This window comes from Serratia fonticola (assembly GCF_001006005.1).
Classification (GTDB): Bacteria; Pseudomonadota; Gammaproteobacteria; order Enterobacterales; family Enterobacteriaceae; genus Chania; species Chania fonticola.
Map to the genome: position 1 here is coordinate 3,243,107 of NZ_CP011254.1, position 16,128 is coordinate 3,259,234.

The window sequence follows — 16,128 nt, forward strand, 5'->3', positions numbered from 1 at the left end:
CGCCGCTTTGCAAGCTGTAGCTTGAAATCCAGCAGGGATGTTTGAGGTGTAGCATAGCGGTTCAGCGAGAAAAAAGGATTGCCATTTTTCCTGTTTAATCGCCTAATGGGAGAAATATTTTCTATGAAATCACCCTATGTTGGATAAAACAGACCGTAAACTGTTGTGCATGCTGCAACAGGACTGTACGCAATCACTGCAAGTGCTGGCCGAAGCGGTGAATCTGACCTCAACGCCTTGCTGGAAACGGCTAAAAAGGCTGGAAGATGAAGGTTACATTCGTGCGCGTGTCGCGCTGCTGGATAATGAAAAGCTCGGGCTTGGCCTGACGGCGTTTGTGCTGATAAAAACCCAGCAGCACAGCAGCGAGTGGTATCAGAAATTTGTCGATCTCACCGCGCAGATGCCGGAAGTGTTGGCGTTTTACCGTATGGCGGGGGAGTATGATTACCTGATGCAGGTCGAGGTGGCGGACATGAAAAGCTATGACAATTTCTATAAACGCCTGGTGACCGGCGTGCCGGGGCTGATTGATGTCACTTCCAGCTTCGCGATGGAAAAAATCAAATACACCACGGCGCTACCCGTGCCAGAGTGAAATCGTCACTCAACTGTTGAATGTTAAGGTTGCAGGGCTGCAGCCGGTAATTTGTCGGATACTGTCTGGAATAAAACTGCGTGAGACTCTTTGCTCAAATCGGCTGGTATTTCCGCCGCGAGTGGCGCCGCTACCTCGGGGCCGTGGTGCTACTGATTGCCATTGCCATACTGCAATTGCTGCCGCCTAAGCTGGTTGGCATCATTGTTGATGGTGTCACCAAGGATCAGATGTCCAGCAAGGTACTGATGGCCTGGCTGGGGTTGATGATTGGTACCGCCATTGTGGTTTATCTGCTGCGTTATGTGTGGCGAGTGCTGCTGTTTGGGGCTTCCTACCAGTTGGCCGTTGAACTGCGGGAAAACTTCTATCGCCAACTCAGCCGTCAGAACCCGGCCTTCTATCTGCGTCACCGAACTGGCGATCTGATGGCCAGAGCGACCAATGACGTCGACCGTGTGGTGTTTGCCGCCGGTGAAGGCGTGCTGACGCTGGTGGACTCTCTGGTCATGGGGCTGGCGGTGCTGATTGTCATGAGCACCCAGATCAGTTGGCAATTGACCCTGCTTTCCCTGATCCCGATGCCGATCATGGCGATCGTCATCAAATATTATGGCGATCAGCTGCACCAGCGTTTCAAGTCGGCGCAGGCCGCGTTCTCCAGCCTTAACGATCAGGCACAGGAGAGCATGACCAGTATCCGTATGATCAAGGCTTTTGGCCTGGAGGATCATCAGTCCAACCAGTTTGCCGAAGTGGCCGCGCAAACCGGCGCGAAGAATATGCACGTGGCGCGAATTGACGCGCGCTTTGACCCGACGATTTACATCGCTATCGGTGCGGCCAACTTGCTGGCGATCGGCGGTGGTAGCTGGATGGTGGTTAACGGTTCCCTCACGCTGGGCCAACTGACCAGCTTTGTCATGTACCTCGGCCTGATGATTTGGCCGATGCTGGCACTGGCCTGGATGTTCAACATCGTCGAGCGCGGCAGTGCCGCCTATAGCCGTATCCGCAGCCTGCTGGAAGAGGCACCGGCCGTGAAGGATGGTGAACTCGATCTGCCCGCCGGGCGCGGCAACCTGAGTGTAGAAATCAACGCCTTCCATTATCCGCAAACCAATAAACCCGCGCTGCATGACGTGGCGTTACAGCTGCAGCCTGGGCAAATGTTGGGATTGTGTGGGCCTACCGGCTCGGGCAAATCGACGTTGCTTTCGTTAATCCAGCGCCAGTTCGATATTGATGACGGCCATATCAGTTATCACGGCTTGCCACTTACCCAGATCAAGCTCGACGAGTGGCGTTCACGCCTGTCGGTCGTTAGCCAGACGCCTTTCCTGTTCTCCGATAGCGTGGCCAATAATATCGCCTTGGGCAACCCGGCGGCCACTCAGGAACAGATTGAACAGGCAGCGCGCCTGGCCAGCGTGCATGAAGATATTCTGCGTTTGCCTCAGGGTTACGAGACCGAGGTGGGTGAGCGAGGCGTGATGCTTTCTGGTGGCCAGAAACAGCGTATTTCCATCGCGCGGGCGTTACTGTTGGAAGCGGAAATTCTGATCCTCGACGATGCTCTTTCGGCGGTGGATGGGCGCACTGAACACCAGATCCTGCATAACCTGCGCAGTTGGGGGCAAAATCGCACGGTGATCATCAGTGCGCACCGCCTTTCGGCCCTGACGGAAGCCAGCGAAATCCTGGTGATGCAACACGGCTCGGTGGTACAGCGTGGGCAGCATGGGCAATTGGCTAGCGAGCCTGGCTGGTATCGCGACATGTATCGCTATCAGCAGCTGGAAGCCGCGTTGGATGAGGCTCCTGATAGCACCGAGGAGGTTTTGGCCGATGAGTAAGATACAAAATATGTGGCCAACGCTGAAACGTTTGCTGGCCTATGGCTCGCCTTATCGTAAACCCTTGGGGTTGGCGGTATTGATGCTGTGGGTAGCGGCGGCGGCGGAAGTCGCCGGGCCAATTCTGATCGGCTACTTTATTGATAACTACGTTGCCAAAGGGCAGCTGCCGCTGATGATTGTCAGCTCCCTGGCGGTGGCTTATATCCTGCTGGAACTGCTCGCTGCGGCGTTGCACTATTTCCAGGCCATCCTGTTTAATCGGGTGGCGGTTGGGGTGGTACAACGGTTGCGCACCGACGTGATGGACGCGGCCCTGCGCCAACCGCTGAGCGCGTTTGATACCCAGCCTGTCGGGCAATTGATCTCGCGGGTAACCAACGATACCGAAGTGATCAAAGATCTGTATGTGATGGTGGTGTCCACGGTACTGAAAAGTGCGGCGCTGATCGGGGCGATGCTGGTGGCGATGTTCAGCCTGGACTGGCGCATGGCGCTGGTGGCGATCTGCATCTTCCCGGCGGTGCTGGTGGTGATGGGGATCTATCAATATTACAGCACGCCGATCGTGCGGCGGATGCGTAGCTACCTGGCGGATATCAACGACGGCTTCAACGAAGTGATTAGCGGCATGGGGGTGATCCAGCAGTTCCGCCAGCAGATGCGGTTTGGTGAGCGTATGAGTGCAGCCAGCCGCTCGCATTATACCGCCCGGATGCAGACGCTGCGGCTGGATGGTTTCCTGTTGCGGCCGCTGCTTAGCCTGTTCTCTGCCCTGGTACTATGTGGCCTGTTGATGCTGTTTGGCTTCAGCGGTGAGGGCGCGATTGGCGTGGGGGTGCTGTATGCCTTCATCAACTATCTTGGCCGTTTGAACGAACCGTTGATTGAGCTGACCGCCCAGCAATCGATTTTGCAGCAGGCCGTGGTGGCCGGTGAGCGTATTTTCGAACTGATGGATCGCAGCCAGCAGAGCTATGGCAGTGACGATCGTCCGCTGGCGAGCGGCCGCATCGATATCAGCGACCTGAGCTTTGCCTACCGCAGCGACAAGAAAGTGCTGCAGCACATCTCTTTGCAGGTACCGTCACGGGGTTTTGTTGCCCTGGTGGGGCATACCGGCAGCGGAAAGAGTACCCTGGCTAACCTGTTGATGGGCTATTACCCGCTGAGCGAAGGGGAAATTCGTCTGGATGGTCGCCCGTTGTCCAGCCTTTCACATCACACCCTGCGCCAAGGCATTGCTATGGTGCAGCAAGATCCGGTGGTGATGGCGGAATCGGTGCTGGCAAACGTCACGCTTGGTCGCTCCATCGGTGAAGAGGCGGTCTGGCAGGCGCTGGAAACAGTGCAACTGGGGGAACTGGTACGTAGCTTCCCACAGGGCATCCATACGCGCCTGGGGGAGCAGGGGAATAATCTGTCCGTAGGACAGAAGCAGTTGTTGGCTTTGGCGCGCGTGCTGGTCCAGGCACCGCAGATCCTGATCCTGGATGAAGCGACCGCAAACATCGACTCTGGCACCGAGCAGGCGATCCAGCGTGCCTTACGGCTGATCCGCGAGCAGACGACGCTGGTGGTGATCGCCCACCGCCTTTCAACCATTGTGGATGCCGACTCTATTCTGGTACTGCATCGCGGTCATGCCGTGGAGCAGGGGAACCATCAGCAGTTGTTGGCACAGCAGGGCCGCTACTACCAGATGTATCAGCTACAGCTGGTGGGTGAAGAGTTGGCAGCTACGACGCGCGACGAAACTCAGCCCGCATAATCTTAAGCAAGGGCTCCGCTCCAGGAGCCCGCACCACCAACAGGCAATAGCGCTTTTCAACTCCCTCCTACTGCACTTTCCCAACGCGTAATGCACCAAAAAGGTGCGCAATCTCCAGGTGGCGATCTCTGCTTTCGTCCAGCGCTGGCCTCTGATTGTGGGTATTTCTATATAATTAATTGAATTTAAATGAAAAATAATTTGTGGCACAGCCTTTGCTTTATATGACTCGTACCGGGGGTAAGTTTTTGGGCTTAATCGTGGAGAGGCAATATGAAGCTGGTTACCGTGGTGATCAAACCATTCAAGTTAGAGGACGTGCGTGAAGCCTTATCCTCTGTAGGTATTCAGGGGCTGACCGTAACCGAAGTCAAAGGCTTTGGCCGTCAGAAGGGTCATGCCGAGCTCTATCGCGGAGCAGAGTACAGCGTCAATTTCTTACCTAAGGTCAAAATTGATATCGCTATTGCCGATGACCAACTGGATGAAGTGGTTGATGTGATTAGCAAGGCGGCCTACACCGGCAAAATTGGTGACGGCAAAATTTTCGTTGCCGAATTGCAACGTGTGATTCGAATTCGTACCGGCGAAACCGACGAAGCGGCTCTGTGACGCAGGCTCAGTCAACTGAATGGGGATGGATTGATAATGAAAAGACTGTTATCCACGTTGGGCCTGAGTTTGGTAACCCTGGTTCCTTCTTTGGCACTGGCCGCTCCGGCGGTGGCAGACAAGGCGGACAACGCCTTTATGATGATTTGCACCGCGCTGGTGCTGTTTATGACCTTACCGGGCGTGGCGCTGTTTTACGGCGGCCTGCTGCGCTCGAAGAACGTCCTCTCAATGTTGACTCAGGTGACCGTCACCTTTGCCCTGGTGTGCGTGCTGTGGGTCATTTACGGCTACAGCCTGGCGTTCAGCGAAGGTAACGCCTTCTTCGGTGGCTTCCAGACGGTGATGCTCAAAGGGATCGGGATAGACAGCCTGACCGGCACCTTTAGCCAGATGATCCACGTGGCGTTCCAGTGCTCCTTCGCCTGTATTACCGTGGCGTTGGTGGTGGGCGGCTTTGCCGAACGCATCCGCTTCTCTGCGGTGGTTATTTTTGCCGCCATCTGGTTCACGATTTCCTACCTGCCGATTGCGCATATGGTTTGGGGCGGTGGTTTCCTGGCAGCCGACGGCGCGTTGGACTTTGCGGGCGGTACCGTGGTGCATATCAACGCCGCGAGCGCTGGTCTGGTAGGGGCTTATCTGTTGGGTAAACGTGCCGGCTATGGCAAAGAGGCCTTCAAGCCACACAACCTGCCGATGGTATTTACCGGAGCTTCTATCCTGTATATCGGCTGGTTTGGCTTCAACGCCGGTTCGGCCAGTGCGGCCAACGGTATTGCGGCGCTGGCGTTCCTCAACACGGTAATAGCCACTGCCGGTGCAATCCTCTCCTGGACCTTTGCCGAGTGGGTCGTGCGCGGTAAACCTTCTCTGCTGGGAGCTTGCTCGGGCTGTATCGCGGGTCTGGTTGCGATTACGCCAGCGGCGGGTACCGTGGGTGTAGGTGGTGCGCTGATTATTGGCCTGGTAGGCGGTGTCGCGGGGCTGTGGGGCGTGGTTACGCTGAAGAAATGGCTGAAAGTGGACGACACCTGCGATGTGTTTGGTGTGCACGGGGTGTGCGGTATCGTTGGCTGTCTGTTGACCGGCGTCTTTACCGCTTCATCACTGGGTGGAACGGGTTACGCCGCTGGCGTCACCATGGGGCATCAGGTGTGGATCCAGTTGCTGAGCGTTGTTGTAACGCTGGTGTGGTCAAGCGTGGCCGCGTTTATCGCCTTTAAGGTCGCCGGGGCCGTGGTGGGGCTGCGCGTACCGGAAGAGCAGGAACGCGAAGGCCTGGATGTGAATAGCCACGGCGAGAATGCTTATAACCAGTAAAATACGTTGAATTAAACTCTGAGGGGGCGATGGAAACATCGCCCCTTTTTCAATTAAACATCGCGCTTGCGGATCACGCCTTCTTGCACCGTCGTCGCTACCAGCACACCGTCGCGGGTGTAGAACTGGCCGCGCACAAAGCCACGGGCACCGGAGGCTGAGGTGCTTTCTACCGCATACAGCAGCCAGTCGTCCATGCGGAACGGGCGGTGGAACCACATGGAGTGGTCAATGGTCGCAACCTGCATGCCCGGCTCGAGGAAACCGACGCCATGTGGCTGTAGTGCCGTCAGCAGGAAGTGGAAGTCAGAGGCGTAGCCAAGCAGATACTGATGGATCCGCAGGTCATCTGGCATGGTGCCATTGGCGCGGAACCACACATGGCGATAAGGTTCTTCCACGCTGCCTTTCAGCGGGTTGTGGAATTTCACCGGGCGCATTTCGATCGGCTTCGGGCCAATGAACTTGTCGCGCACTTTTTCCGGCAGCATATGCGACAGCTTTTGTGCAATTTCTGACTCCGACATCAATCCTTCCGGCGGCGGGACATCCGGCATGGTGTTTTGATGTTCAAAACCCTGCTCTGGGCTTTGGAAAGAGGCCGTCATGTAGAAAATGGGTTTGCCATTTTGAATGGCGCTAACGCGGCGCGCGCTGAAGCTATTGCCGTCGCGCAGGGTTTCTACGTCATAAACAATCGGTTTACTGCTATCCCCAGGACGCAGGAAATAGCTGTGGAAGGAGTGAACGATACGCTCCGCAGGAACGGTTTGCTTGGCAGCATACAGCGCCTGGCCGACCACCTGACCGCCAAAGACCTGGCGTAACCCCAGATCTTCGCTTTGGCCACGAAATAAACCTTCTTCAATTTTTTCCAAATCCAGCAGTTCGAGGAGGTTGTGCAGTGCCTGGCTCATAAAGTGGCGATCCTTTTAGTCATCATGTTGCGCAGTGTGCTGAATATGATGGCAGGACGTCAATATATTGCGTTATTTCTGCGGCGGCAGCTGTCGCAGCCAGGGCCTTTGTCATGAGGCCTTAGGGCTATTTAGGCCTAGTCCGATAGGCAGTTGTTAGTATTTTGTGCTAGGTTTAATCAGTGTAGTGGTTTAAGCCACCAACATGTGACTAATAATAAAGGAGACCGACCCATGAAACTCTGGCAAATGGTAGGGGGAGCAGCCGCATTGACGATCACACTGGCAGGCTGTGCCCACAAGAATGCGGATGTGCCAACGCAGACGGCTAACGCTGCGGCCTCGCAAACGCAGATCCAAGGCCCGGTGGTGCAGGGCTCAGTTAATATTCGCCAGCGTATCGCGCTGCCACCGGATGCGGTACTGACCGTGACCCTGTCCGATGCATCACTTGCTGATGCCCCTTCACGAGTGATTTCACAGCAGGCGATGCGTACCGAAGGTCTGCAGAGTCCGTTCCGCTTTACGCTACCGTATAACCCTGCGGACATTCAGCCTAATGCGCGTATCATCCTGAGCGCGGCGATTACGGTGAATGGCCAGTTGATGTTTATCACCGACACCATTCAGGAAGTGATCAACCGTAACGGGACTCAGGCCGATCTGCTATTGGTACCGGTACAAAACGTTCCGGTTCAGGTCGCACCAACTCCAGCTCCGTAAGCAGCAATGCCTGCATCTGACAGCCTTTGCGCCTTTGGCCAAAGGCTGTTTTTTTACCAGTGCCAGCCATACAGTTCAAAATCAATCGTGCTCTGCGGGCCGAAAATAATTCCCTCAGCCAGTAACGCCTGCCGTTGGCGCTGAAAATCTTCACCCTGCTGTGAGATTTGCCCGTGGCGGTTAATGACCCGGTGCCAGGGCAGGGTGCTGCCCTCTGGTAAACGCCGTAATACACCACCAACCTGACGTGCTGCACGGGGTGAGCCTGCCAGCCGCGCAACTTCGCCGTAGGTGGTTACCTTGCCAGGAGGAATGGCGGCCACGATATGGAATACGCGTTGGCTGAAGGTAGCATCTTCTGGTTGCATGGCTGTTTATCCTTTGTGATGTGTGGAAACGCGGCATACAGTAAAACGGGCGCGGCATGCGGCGCCCCCTACCCATTGAGCAATATCTCCACTGGGTCATCAATATTAATTAGTGTGCCACAGGCGAGATGGGTAAGAAAACAGCGGTTGCTCCCGGTTGGCTTGCTATTTGCTTGGCCATCACCGATAATGCCCACCGCTTCGCAATTCAAGAAGCCGTCAATGGGGGCCCTGTTGGTTCTCCCGCAACACTAACTGGTGAACTCGGTCAGATCCGGAAGGAAGCAGCCGTAGCGAGTGACGTGTGTGCCGGGATGTAGCTGGCAGGGCCTCCACCAATTTCTAGCCTCCCCCCCCCAAAAAAAAGCACCGACAATCTGCCGATGCCTTACCTATTTGATGTTTATGCCTGGGTTTCCCAGCAGGCAACCAGCGGATCGACGATCTGGCGTGTTGTGCCGTCGGTCAGGCCCAAATCCGTCAGGTGCGGTCCGGCATTGCATGCCAGGCAGGTGCCCTCAATCGCCTTGAACACCCGGTAGGGCGGTTCCCAGTCTGCAACCTTGGCACTCAGATCGCGCAGGTTTTTAAACTGCTGCGCCAGCTGTGCGGCGGGGAGATCGGAAAGCATACCGGCGATCGGCATGGCCACCTGCGCCAATATTTCACCGTTCTGGCTGAGAGCCATGCCGCCGCCGGTAGCGATCAGCGAGTTGGCGGCCAGCGCCATGTCATGAGGATCGCGGCCCAGCACCACCAGATTATGCGAATCATGAGAGTAGCTGGTGGCAATCGCCCCCCGTAATTCGCCCCAACCTTCCAGCAATGCCAACTGAGGCTTGGCTGGGTGCCGGGCGTGGCGATGCTGTACCCAAATCAGACTGAACCCCGGCGGGAGCTGTACCTTGCCGTCGCGCACTTCTACCGTGGTTTCATTCCATTGGGTGAAACGTGCCCCTTTGATATGGCGCAACGTGGCCTGACCGTGACGAATGGCCGCAACGCGCATGATGAAGTCATCTGCGGCCAATGGTGGCAGATGGAGTGTGTCACGTGGTGCGGATACGCCAGGTGCGGCCTGCACTGGAGCCAGCATTTTTCCCTGCTCTGCCAGACACTGGCCAGCAACGTAAACCCGCTGGGCCTGGAGGTGTTCCATGGAGTCAAAGACGACGAGATCGGCGATCCTTCCTGCGGCAATCAGGCCCAGATCGTTACGTTGCAAGCGAATGGCGGCGTTGAGCGTAGCCATCCGTAGCGCATCGGTGGCCGGTAATCCGTGCTCAATCAGCAGATTGAGCAGGGCGATAATGCCGCCTTTCTCCAGCAGCATATCGGGTGGCACATCATCGGTGCAGATGGTGATTTGGGAGGAGAAATGCGGTAGCGATTTTAATGCCGCAACAATTTCAGGCAGCAGATAAGGATGAGAGCCCCGGATCTCCAGCGTCAACCCGGAGCGTAGTTTCTCCAGAGCATCGGCAGCAGAGGTCAGTTCATGATCGGAGGTCACGCCTGCAGCCAGATAGGCTTGCAGCTGCGGGCCGCTCAAACCACGCGCATGGCCTTCGATCAATTTACCGCTGTTAAGCCCGGCGTTAAGGATCTCCTGCATCCGTTCGCTGCCGTGCAGCACGCCGTGCATATCCATCACTTCCGCCACGCCGCCCACTTCGGGCCAGGCTAACATGGTATCCATCTCATTGCCGCCAAAGTCGGCACCGGACATTTCCAGCCCAGGCGTCGAAGGCACGCTGGAGGGGGCCGCACAGATCACCCGCAGAGGCAGGTTGCGGCTGGCATCCACCGCGTAGCGCACTCCCGCTACGCCAAGCACGTTCGCCAATTCATGCGGATCCCAGAAGATAGTGGTGGTACCTTGCGCGACGACGATCTCGGCATAGCGTTCTGGCAGCAGGTGGGAGCTCTCAACGTGCACATGGGTATCGATCAGACCTGGGCTGAGGTAGGCTCCCTCCAGGTCTTGTGTACGATGTGCCGTTGGCAAGGAGCCACAAGGATGAACGCTGGAAATCAGCGGGCCGACAATGCCAATATCAACCAGGCGGATTTCCCCGGTGACCATGTCGATCAGGTTGGCATTGGTCAGCAAGAGATCAAACGGCGTATTACCCAGCGCAGCCTGTACGGCACGTTGGCGCTCACCGTTACTGACAGAAAAGGTGGTCATGATAATCCCCGGAATAAGAGTAAGGGAGTTACTGTAGGCGGGGGCGTAAGCTTTGCACAGATGATTTAATTTATTGCGTGATAAGAAACGTTTATGCTGTGGCAAACGTTTACCTCTTTTCCTGGCAGGTTAGGCTATGTCCGAGCCATGGCGACGGTTACCCGCGCTTTCCCTCAAGCAAATTCAGTACTTTGTGACCCTGGCGCAGTTACGACATTTCACCGATACCGCCAGCCGTCTGGCGATCAGCCAGCCCGCGTTAAGCAGTGCGCTGCGGCAAGTCGAAACGGTGCTTGGCGGGAAGTTAGTCAATCGAACGGCCTCTGCGGTGACCCTGACGGAACTAGGCACGGCGATCTTGCCGCATGCGCAACGGCTGCTGAATGTGGCTCACGCTACCTTTGATGATATGCAGCGTGTCATGTTGGCCGGAGGGGATGGCACGTTACGTATCGGTCTGGTGCCTTCGGTGAGCAACCTGCTGTTTCCTGCGGTACCGCGATTGCTGGCGCAACATTTCCCGCGTTTACGCGTAGAATTCCACGACCAAACCAATGATTCCCTGCTACTACAGTTGGAAAATGGGCAGATAGATTTTGGCATAGGGGCTTTGGACAGCTCGGTGCCAGATCGGCTTGAGATTTATCCGTTGCAGGAAGATCCGTTTGTGGCGGTGATGCGCCGGGACGATCCCTTGGCGGATCCACATCATCTGCCCTGGCGGCAATTGGCTAACAGAGATATTGCGGTATTTTCGAAAGGGAATAGCAGTCGATTAGTGTCGGCACTGGCGGAAAGCCATCGTCTGAACTTAACGGCGCGTTATCAGGTGGATTTTCTGGAAACGCTGTATGGTTTGGTGCGGTCACAATTAGCGGTGGCTATTTTGCCGCAGCTTTATACGACGCATTTAAACGATGAAGAATTAACCGTTATTCAATTGCAACAGCCATTACTTAGCCGCACTGTGGCACTTATGCGCAGCGCAAAACAAAATCACTCGCCTTTAATTGAAAACTGTTTCCAGTTGCTACTGCACGATTTTCAGCTCAGAGGCAAGTAAACTTGAATTTTTAAGATAATGCTTAATCTGCGCGACCATTGAGGCCGATAATATTATCGGCTCAACGCAAGGCTACTTTGATTATCTTACAAATTTCCAAACGGCGACCGGAATTTTATCGTACAGCTTGTTCATGGTCAGTTCGGCCAGGCGATGATCGGCGGCAGAGTAGAACAGCTCTAGCTCATCGTCAGAGAGTTCGTACTTATTTTTCTCGATCACTCGCTCAAGGGTTTCAATCGTGGTGCATTTACGCAAACGCATCAGATAGTCAATTTTTGTCATGATAACCTTTAGTCTTATTAACCATAAAATTATTTGAGGATAATTATCCCCTAAGTTTTCATCGTGGTACAGACGCCCTCTCCTGAGAACAATCTGAATGTGCGTGCCTTGGTTTTTTGCCAGCGACGCAAATCGGAGTCATTAATACCGTAGCTGCTAAACAGGGTATAGGTATCGTCGAGGTACTCTTCGACCAGTTCCGATAAATCACCTTCGTCCATGTATTTAATTTTAAAACTCATTACAAACGAAGCAATATGTTCGATCAGCTCATTAAGCTGCAGATTGACGGCGGACGTTGGATCGTTAACCCAGCCATGGTGGCTGTCACCCAAGGTAGCGATGCCTTCGTCGTACAAATTTTCACATAAGAATTTGAGTTGAGCAATATCGTGCCTTTTAGGCGAATACTCATCCATATCATCCCCCGTCAGTCTTAATTTCGGTGTTGATAACACTCTGTGAGTACATTGACTTAACATCATATGCTGTAAAGCTTAGCTCAGGCTTAATAAACTTTCAGCATATTAAATATAAATCATTTTTTGCCATCTAGCTTGTTACTATTACCGAAACTTACAATTCGTCAGCGGTTGATGGCCGTGAGTTGTCGATAACCTCAAACACCAAACCCTTTTCCGTCAGGGTAAAAGTGACAGAATCATTTATGTATTCGTCACCACTGATATCCAGGCATGCGTTAAAAATCGACCACTGATAGCGGTAACTCATTGAATACTCGCTATTACCGATGCAGTTAATCTCAATGATTTCTAATGAGCCTTCCACATAGCGTGCATTCTCGGAGTAAAAGCTTAGCCCACTGGTGAGCGCCGGTACCAAGTCAGATAATTGATTACCGACCACTTTCCTTAATTGTTTCACAGAAAGTGTGTCTACTTCGGAACAACGGCTTAGCGTCACTAGCATTTGGATATCTGGTTGTATCACATTCTATGCCTCTATCTTACTCCTTTTCCAGCCTTGATGGGCAAACTTTTCACTGAATAACGCTTTTTTACCCAGCTTTGAGATTTTTACCGTTCGATAGTTCTGCCACTCACCCAGCAGCACCGGCTCGATAGCCTGAAAATGTTACGTTCCGTTGCATTATTGGCACATGAACGACTTGAGGATCTCTAGTTTATGTGATGTTATATTATTACATTTACGTAATCTTTATGGCGATAACCATGCTGCCTTTCCTTCCCGTTACCCTGTTTACCTCAGCCGCGATTTTGCGCTGCGCAGCCGTTAGCGTATTGCTGGCCTTACTATGGCTAGCCATTGCGTGGGCGGTTGTGCTGCCATGATAACGCTGCAAAATGCCATCGTGGGTTATGGCCGAACCCCTTTGTTACCACCGTTATGCGGTTGTTTTGCCGCCGGTTCATTAACGGCGGTGATTGGTGTTAACGGCGCCGGCAAATCTACGTTATTGAAGTCGTTGGCCGGGTTGCATCCACTGCTGGGCGGCAAACTACATTTTGCGGGCGGGAAGGCTCCGGCGATGGCCTATTTGCCACAGCTGGTGGAGTTGGATCGTCAATTTCCTATTCTGGTTCAGGATTTGGTCGCTATGGGTTGCTGGCCGCAAAGCGGCCTGTTTGGCGGTGTGAATAAACGCTCCATGCAGCAAATTGCCGGTGCGTTGGACACCGTGGGCATGAGTTCCATGGCGCGTGAGGCGGTAGGGGAGTTATCCGGTGGGCAGTTGCAACGCGTACTATTTGCCCGTTTGTTGGTCCAGCAAGCGCCACTAATTTTACTGGATGAGCCCTTCACCGGCATCGATGCGGCAACCACTCAGCTGCTGTTGCGGGTGATTGCGCAGTTACACCGGCAGGGAAGAACGGTGATTGCCGTATTGCACGATATGTCTACCGTAGCCAACCATTTCCCCGAAGCGCTGTTGCTCACCCCCGAACGCTGCCATTGGGATAACGCTGAGCGCGTGTTAGCGCATTATTCGACGGCGGCTAATCAGAGGGGGGCCGCGTAATGACGCTATTCCATCTGCTGCTCGATCCTTTTGTCTCTTTCGGATTTATGCGCCGTGCATTGGTTGCCTGCCTGGCAATATCGCTGAGCGCTGCACCACTAGGCGTGTTTTTATTGCTGCGCCGGATGAGCCTGGTGGGTGATGCGCTTTCTCATGCGGTATTACCCGGTGCAGCAATCGGCTATCTGATTTCAGGCATGTCGCTGGTAGCCATGGGCGTAGGGGGATTTATTGCCGGGCTGGCGGTAGCCATGCTGTCCGGGCTGGTGAGCCGCAAAACCCCGTTAAAAGAGGACGCCAGCTTTGCGGGTTTCTATCTGGGGTCGCTGGCGTTGGGCGTCACACTGGTCTCTTTACGCGGATCGAGCGTTGATCTGCTGCACGTATTGTTTGGCTCGATCCTGGCGGTGGATGGGCAGGCGCTTGTTATGGTCGGCATTATCGCCAGTATTTCGCTGATGATGCTGGCAGTGCTGTATCGGGCTCTGGTGATTGAATCCTTTGACAACACTTTTTTACGTGTCAGTGCACCAGGCTCACTGGCGTGGATCCACGGGCTTTTTCTCGCCTTGGTGGTGATCAACCTGGTGGCCGGTTTTCAAATCCTTGGCACCCTGATGTCGGTGGGGCTGATGATGTTACCGGCGACCTGCGCCCGGTTCTGGGCGCGAGATTTGCCACAAACATTGGCCGTGGCGATGGGGATTGGGTTGCTCGCCAGCCTGGTTGGTCTGGAGTGGTCCTACTACGCTTCATTGCCCGCAGGCCCGGCGATTGTCCTCAGCGCCAGCGTGATGTTTTTAATTTCGATTTTGTTTGGGACGCGTGGCGGGATGTTGCGCCGTGCGCGTCATTGAGAAGTGCTATCTGCAAGGAGAAAACATGAAATCTTTACCCATAACGCTGGTGGCAGCTGCTCTGCTCGCCAGCCCGTTAGCGCAGGCGAAAACCGTTGAGGCCGTGGCCAGCTTTTCTATTCTTGGCGATATCGTCAAGCAGGTGGGGGGCGAACATGTGAAGGTCAGTACGCTGGTTGGCCCGGATGGCGATCCGCACAGCTTTGAGCCATCGCCGCAAGACAGCAAGCAACTGACGCAGGCCGATGTGGTATTTGTCAGCGGATTGGGGCTTGAAGGTTGGATCGATCGGTTGGTGAAGGCTTCCGGTTATCAGGGGCCGGTGATCACCGCATCCAAAGGGATCGACTCGCGCAGTATGGAAGAAGAGGGCAAACAGGTCACCGATCCACACGCCTGGAACAGCATGAACAATGGCGTGCAGTATGCGACCAACGTGATGAATGCGCTGATTGCTGCAGATCCTGAAGACGCCGCCTATTTCCGCCAACGTGGCGGTGAATATATTCAACAGCTTCAGCAGCTTGATAGTTGGGCCAAAGCCCAGTTCGCGGCGGTGCCACAGCAAAAACGCAAGGTGCTGACCAGCCATGATGCTTTCGGCTATTTTGGCCAAGAGTACGGCGTCACCTTCCTTGCCCCGGTCGGTTTTTCTACCGAGGCTGAAGCCAGTGCCAGCGATGTCGCCGGGTTGATCAAGCAGATCAGGCAGGAAAAAGTCCATGCCTACTTTATTGAGAATCAAACGGATCCGCGCTTGGTGCAGCAGATCGCGGCGGCAACGGGGGCGAAAGCAGGAGGTGAGCTGTATCCTGAAGCACTATCCAAACCGCAAGGCCCGGCGGCCAGCTATGTGCAGGCATTCAAACACAACGTCGAGGCCATTGTTGGCAGCATGAAGTAGATTTTATGCCCACCGCGTGCGGTGGGTTTTTCTCTTTGCCGTGGCATTTGGCAATAAAAAAGCCCCGTTGAGCAGCAACGGGGCTTTGGCTACTAATGATACTTTGGCTTAACGTTTCTTCTTACGTCCCTGTACCGCTTTAAAACGCGGGTTGGACTTACAAATGACAAAGATGCGGCCATGGCGGCGCACAACCTTGCAATCCGGATGGCGTTTCTTCGCCGAACGCAGTGAACTCAATACTTGCATCATCAACCCCGATTATTTTCTGCTGTTAACCAAATGGCCAAACCGCTGCTGGAAGCGCGCGGTACTGCCTTCTTTTGAGAACTCTTTCTGCTTGCCGGTGTAGTAAGGATGCGAAGCGGAGGAGACGTCTATGGTGACGTAGGGCCAGCTTTTACCCTCAAGCTCGATAGTGCGATCGGTTTTGATGGTCGACCCCACCTTGAAGTAGGTATCGGCGCTGAGATCGTGAAATACCACGGTACGGTAGTCTGGATGGATGCCTGTTTTCATGATGCTCTCAACTGTTATGTTATACTATAACAATTATTATGCACCTCTCTGGGATCGGGATCAACCCCCAAATAACGTTAATCAGCGTTGAGCCTGTTGGCTAAATAGCAGGCATAAAAAAGGCCGCTTGCGCGGCCTT

Annotated in this window: 18 protein-coding genes and 1 other RNA gene; 11 read left to right on the forward strand and 8 right to left on the reverse strand. The window is 54.4% G+C overall.

The window, feature by feature from the left end; all coding sequences use genetic code 11:
- The first annotated feature begins 136 nt into the window (after nucleotides 1-136).
- The 5 genes from WN53_RS14355 (at nucleotide 137) to amtB (ending at nucleotide 6,160) form a co-directional block, all read left to right on the forward strand.
- Nucleotides 137-598, forward strand: a complete 462-nt coding sequence (locus tag WN53_RS14355; protein WP_021180156.1) for an Lrp/AsnC family transcriptional regulator — start codon at nucleotides 137-139, stop codon at nucleotides 596-598.
- Between the two features lie 80 nt (nucleotides 599-678).
- Nucleotides 679-2,454, forward strand: a complete 1,776-nt coding sequence (locus WN53_RS14360) for a SmdA family multidrug ABC transporter permease/ATP-binding protein (RefSeq protein ID WP_024484386.1) — start codon at nucleotides 679-681, stop codon at nucleotides 2,452-2,454.
- Nucleotides 2,447-4,225, forward strand: coding sequence for a SmdB family multidrug efflux ABC transporter permease/ATP-binding protein (locus WN53_RS14365; RefSeq protein ID WP_024484387.1), 1,779 nt, complete (start codon nucleotides 2,447-2,449; stop codon nucleotides 4,223-4,225). Before WN53_RS14360 ends, WN53_RS14365 begins: the two co-directional genes overlap by 8 nt.
- A 273-nt stretch (nucleotides 4,226-4,498) precedes the next feature.
- The gene (glnK, locus tag WN53_RS14370; protein WP_004949337.1) at nucleotides 4,499-4,837 is read left to right on the forward strand and encodes a P-II family nitrogen regulator; all 339 of its coding nucleotides are present in this window, start codon (nucleotides 4,499-4,501) and stop codon (nucleotides 4,835-4,837) included.
- Between the two features lie 36 nt (nucleotides 4,838-4,873).
- Nucleotides 4,874-6,160, forward strand: coding sequence for an ammonium transporter AmtB (gene amtB, locus WN53_RS14375; protein ID WP_037412000.1), 1,287 nt, complete (start codon nucleotides 4,874-4,876; stop codon nucleotides 6,158-6,160).
- A 53-nt stretch (nucleotides 6,161-6,213) separates the two neighbouring features.
- Here amtB and tesB read toward each other — a convergent pair whose 3' ends face one another.
- A complete protein-coding gene (tesB, locus tag WN53_RS14380; RefSeq protein ID WP_024484389.1) occupies nucleotides 6,214-7,077 on the reverse strand; it encodes an acyl-CoA thioesterase II in 864 nt (287 codons plus the stop codon).
- Between the two features lie 234 nt (nucleotides 7,078-7,311).
- Between tesB and WN53_RS14385 the strand changes: the two genes are divergently transcribed.
- Entirely contained in the window at nucleotides 7,312-7,800 is a 489-nt protein-coding gene (locus tag WN53_RS14385; RefSeq protein WP_024484390.1) for a YbaY family lipoprotein, read from the forward strand.
- 53 nt (nucleotides 7,801-7,853) lie between these two features.
- On the opposite strand, the gene WN53_RS14390 is transcribed toward WN53_RS14385, so the two are convergent.
- Entirely contained in the window at nucleotides 7,854-8,168 is a 315-nt protein-coding gene (locus WN53_RS14390) for an MGMT family protein (protein WP_024484391.1), read from the reverse strand.
- A gap of 232 nt (nucleotides 8,169-8,400) precedes the next feature.
- On the opposite strand from WN53_RS14390, the gene ffs reads away from it, so the two are divergent.
- Nucleotides 8,401-8,497, forward strand: an RNA gene (ffs, locus tag WN53_RS27325) — signal recognition particle sRNA small type.
- Nucleotides 8,498-8,571: 74 nt separating this feature from the next.
- On the opposite strand, the gene WN53_RS14400 is transcribed toward ffs, so the two are convergent.
- A complete protein-coding gene (locus WN53_RS14400; protein WP_024484392.1) occupies nucleotides 8,572-10,359 on the reverse strand; it encodes an adenine deaminase in 1,788 nt (595 codons plus the stop codon).
- Between the two features lie 136 nt (nucleotides 10,360-10,495).
- Between WN53_RS14400 and WN53_RS14405 the strand changes: the two genes are divergently transcribed.
- Complete coding sequence (locus WN53_RS14405) at nucleotides 10,496-11,422, forward strand: LysR family transcriptional regulator (protein WP_024484393.1); 927 nt, start codon at nucleotides 10,496-10,498, stop codon at nucleotides 11,420-11,422.
- An 81-nt stretch (nucleotides 11,423-11,503) separates the two neighbouring features.
- Here WN53_RS14405 and WN53_RS14410 read toward each other — a convergent pair whose 3' ends face one another.
- The 3 genes from WN53_RS14410 to WN53_RS14420 form a co-directional block, all read right to left on the reverse strand.
- Entirely contained in the window at nucleotides 11,504-11,707 is a 204-nt protein-coding gene (locus tag WN53_RS14410) for an HHA domain-containing protein (RefSeq protein ID WP_021180142.1), read from the reverse strand.
- Nucleotides 11,708-11,757: 50 nt separating this feature from the next.
- Nucleotides 11,758-12,126 carry an Hha toxicity modulator TomB gene (gene tomB, locus WN53_RS14415; protein ID WP_021180141.1) on the reverse strand — a complete coding sequence of 123 codons (369 nt, stop codon included), beginning with the start codon at nucleotides 12,124-12,126 and terminating at the stop codon, nucleotides 11,758-11,760.
- A gap of 157 nt (nucleotides 12,127-12,283) precedes the next feature.
- Nucleotides 12,284-12,637, reverse strand: a complete 354-nt coding sequence (locus tag WN53_RS14420; protein ID WP_024484394.1) for a hypothetical protein — start codon at nucleotides 12,635-12,637, stop codon at nucleotides 12,284-12,286.
- Between the two features lie 379 nt (nucleotides 12,638-13,016).
- On the opposite strand from WN53_RS14420, the gene WN53_RS14425 reads away from it, so the two are divergent.
- From WN53_RS14425 to WN53_RS14435, 3 genes are read left to right on the forward strand one after another with little or no spacing between them, the layout of a single operon-like run.
- Complete coding sequence (locus tag WN53_RS14425; protein ID WP_024484395.1) at nucleotides 13,017-13,709, forward strand: metal ABC transporter ATP-binding protein; 693 nt, start codon at nucleotides 13,017-13,019, stop codon at nucleotides 13,707-13,709.
- Nucleotides 13,709-14,566, forward strand: coding sequence for a metal ABC transporter permease (locus WN53_RS14430; RefSeq protein WP_024484396.1), 858 nt, complete (start codon nucleotides 13,709-13,711; stop codon nucleotides 14,564-14,566). Before WN53_RS14425 ends, WN53_RS14430 begins: the two co-directional genes overlap by 1 nt.
- Nucleotides 14,567-14,591: 25 nt before the next feature.
- Nucleotides 14,592-15,470, forward strand: a complete 879-nt coding sequence (locus WN53_RS14435) for a metal ABC transporter solute-binding protein, Zn/Mn family (RefSeq protein ID WP_024484397.1) — start codon at nucleotides 14,592-14,594, stop codon at nucleotides 15,468-15,470.
- Nucleotides 15,471-15,578: 108 nt separating this feature from the next.
- Here WN53_RS14435 and ykgO read toward each other — a convergent pair whose 3' ends face one another.
- Both ykgO and WN53_RS14440 read right to left on the reverse strand, forming a co-directional pair.
- Nucleotides 15,579-15,719, reverse strand: coding sequence for a type B 50S ribosomal protein L36 (gene ykgO / locus WN53_RS27330; RefSeq protein WP_071784952.1), 141 nt, complete (start codon nucleotides 15,717-15,719; stop codon nucleotides 15,579-15,581).
- A 12-nt stretch (nucleotides 15,720-15,731) separates the two neighbouring features.
- Nucleotides 15,732-15,989, reverse strand: coding sequence for a type B 50S ribosomal protein L31 (locus WN53_RS14440; RefSeq protein WP_024484398.1), 258 nt, complete (start codon nucleotides 15,987-15,989; stop codon nucleotides 15,732-15,734).
- Between the last annotated feature and the right edge of the window lie 139 nt (nucleotides 15,990-16,128).

Excerpts from the sequence above, each read along its gene's own strand:
- WN53_RS14355 (WP_021180156.1), top strand. The coding sequence starts at position 137 with ATGTTGGATAAAACAGACCGTAAACTGTTGTGCATGCTGCAACAGGAC.
- WN53_RS14365 (WP_024484387.1), top strand. The coding sequence starts at position 2,447 with ATGAGTAAGATACAAAATATGTGGCCAACGCTGAAACGTTTGCTGGCC.
- glnK (WP_004949337.1), top strand. The coding sequence starts at position 4,499 with ATGAAGCTGGTTACCGTGGTGATCAAACCATTCAAGTTAGAGGACGTG.
- amtB (WP_037412000.1), top strand. The coding sequence starts at position 4,874 with ATGAAAAGACTGTTATCCACGTTGGGCCTGAGTTTGGTAACCCTGGTT.
- tesB (WP_024484389.1), bottom strand. The coding sequence starts at position 7,077 with ATGAGCCAGGCACTGCACAACCTCCTCGAACTGCTGGATTTGGAAAAA.
- WN53_RS14385 (WP_024484390.1), top strand. The coding sequence starts at position 7,312 with ATGAAACTCTGGCAAATGGTAGGGGGAGCAGCCGCATTGACGATCACA.
- WN53_RS14390 (WP_024484391.1), bottom strand. The coding sequence starts at position 8,168 with ATGCAACCAGAAGATGCTACCTTCAGCCAACGCGTATTCCATATCGTG.
- WN53_RS14400 (WP_024484392.1), bottom strand. The coding sequence starts at position 10,359 with ATGACCACCTTTTCTGTCAGTAACGGTGAGCGCCAACGTGCCGTACAG.
- WN53_RS14405 (WP_024484393.1), top strand. The coding sequence starts at position 10,496 with ATGTCCGAGCCATGGCGACGGTTACCCGCGCTTTCCCTCAAGCAAATT.
- WN53_RS14410 (WP_021180142.1), bottom strand. The coding sequence starts at position 11,707 with ATGACAAAAATTGACTATCTGATGCGTTTGCGTAAATGCACCACGATT.
- tomB (WP_021180141.1), bottom strand. The coding sequence starts at position 12,126 with ATGGATGAGTATTCGCCTAAAAGGCACGATATTGCTCAACTCAAATTC.
- WN53_RS14420 (WP_024484394.1), bottom strand. The coding sequence starts at position 12,637 with ATGCTAGTGACGCTAAGCCGTTGTTCCGAAGTAGACACACTTTCTGTG.
- WN53_RS14425 (WP_024484395.1), top strand. The coding sequence starts at position 13,017 with ATGATAACGCTGCAAAATGCCATCGTGGGTTATGGCCGAACCCCTTTG.
- WN53_RS14430 (WP_024484396.1), top strand. The coding sequence starts at position 13,709 with ATGACGCTATTCCATCTGCTGCTCGATCCTTTTGTCTCTTTCGGATTT.
- WN53_RS14435 (WP_024484397.1), top strand. The coding sequence starts at position 14,592 with ATGAAATCTTTACCCATAACGCTGGTGGCAGCTGCTCTGCTCGCCAGC.
- ykgO (WP_071784952.1), bottom strand. The coding sequence starts at position 15,719 with ATGCAAGTATTGAGTTCACTGCGTTCGGCGAAGAAACGCCATCCGGAT.
- WN53_RS14440 (WP_024484398.1), bottom strand. The coding sequence starts at position 15,989 with ATGAAAACAGGCATCCATCCAGACTACCGTACCGTGGTATTTCACGAT.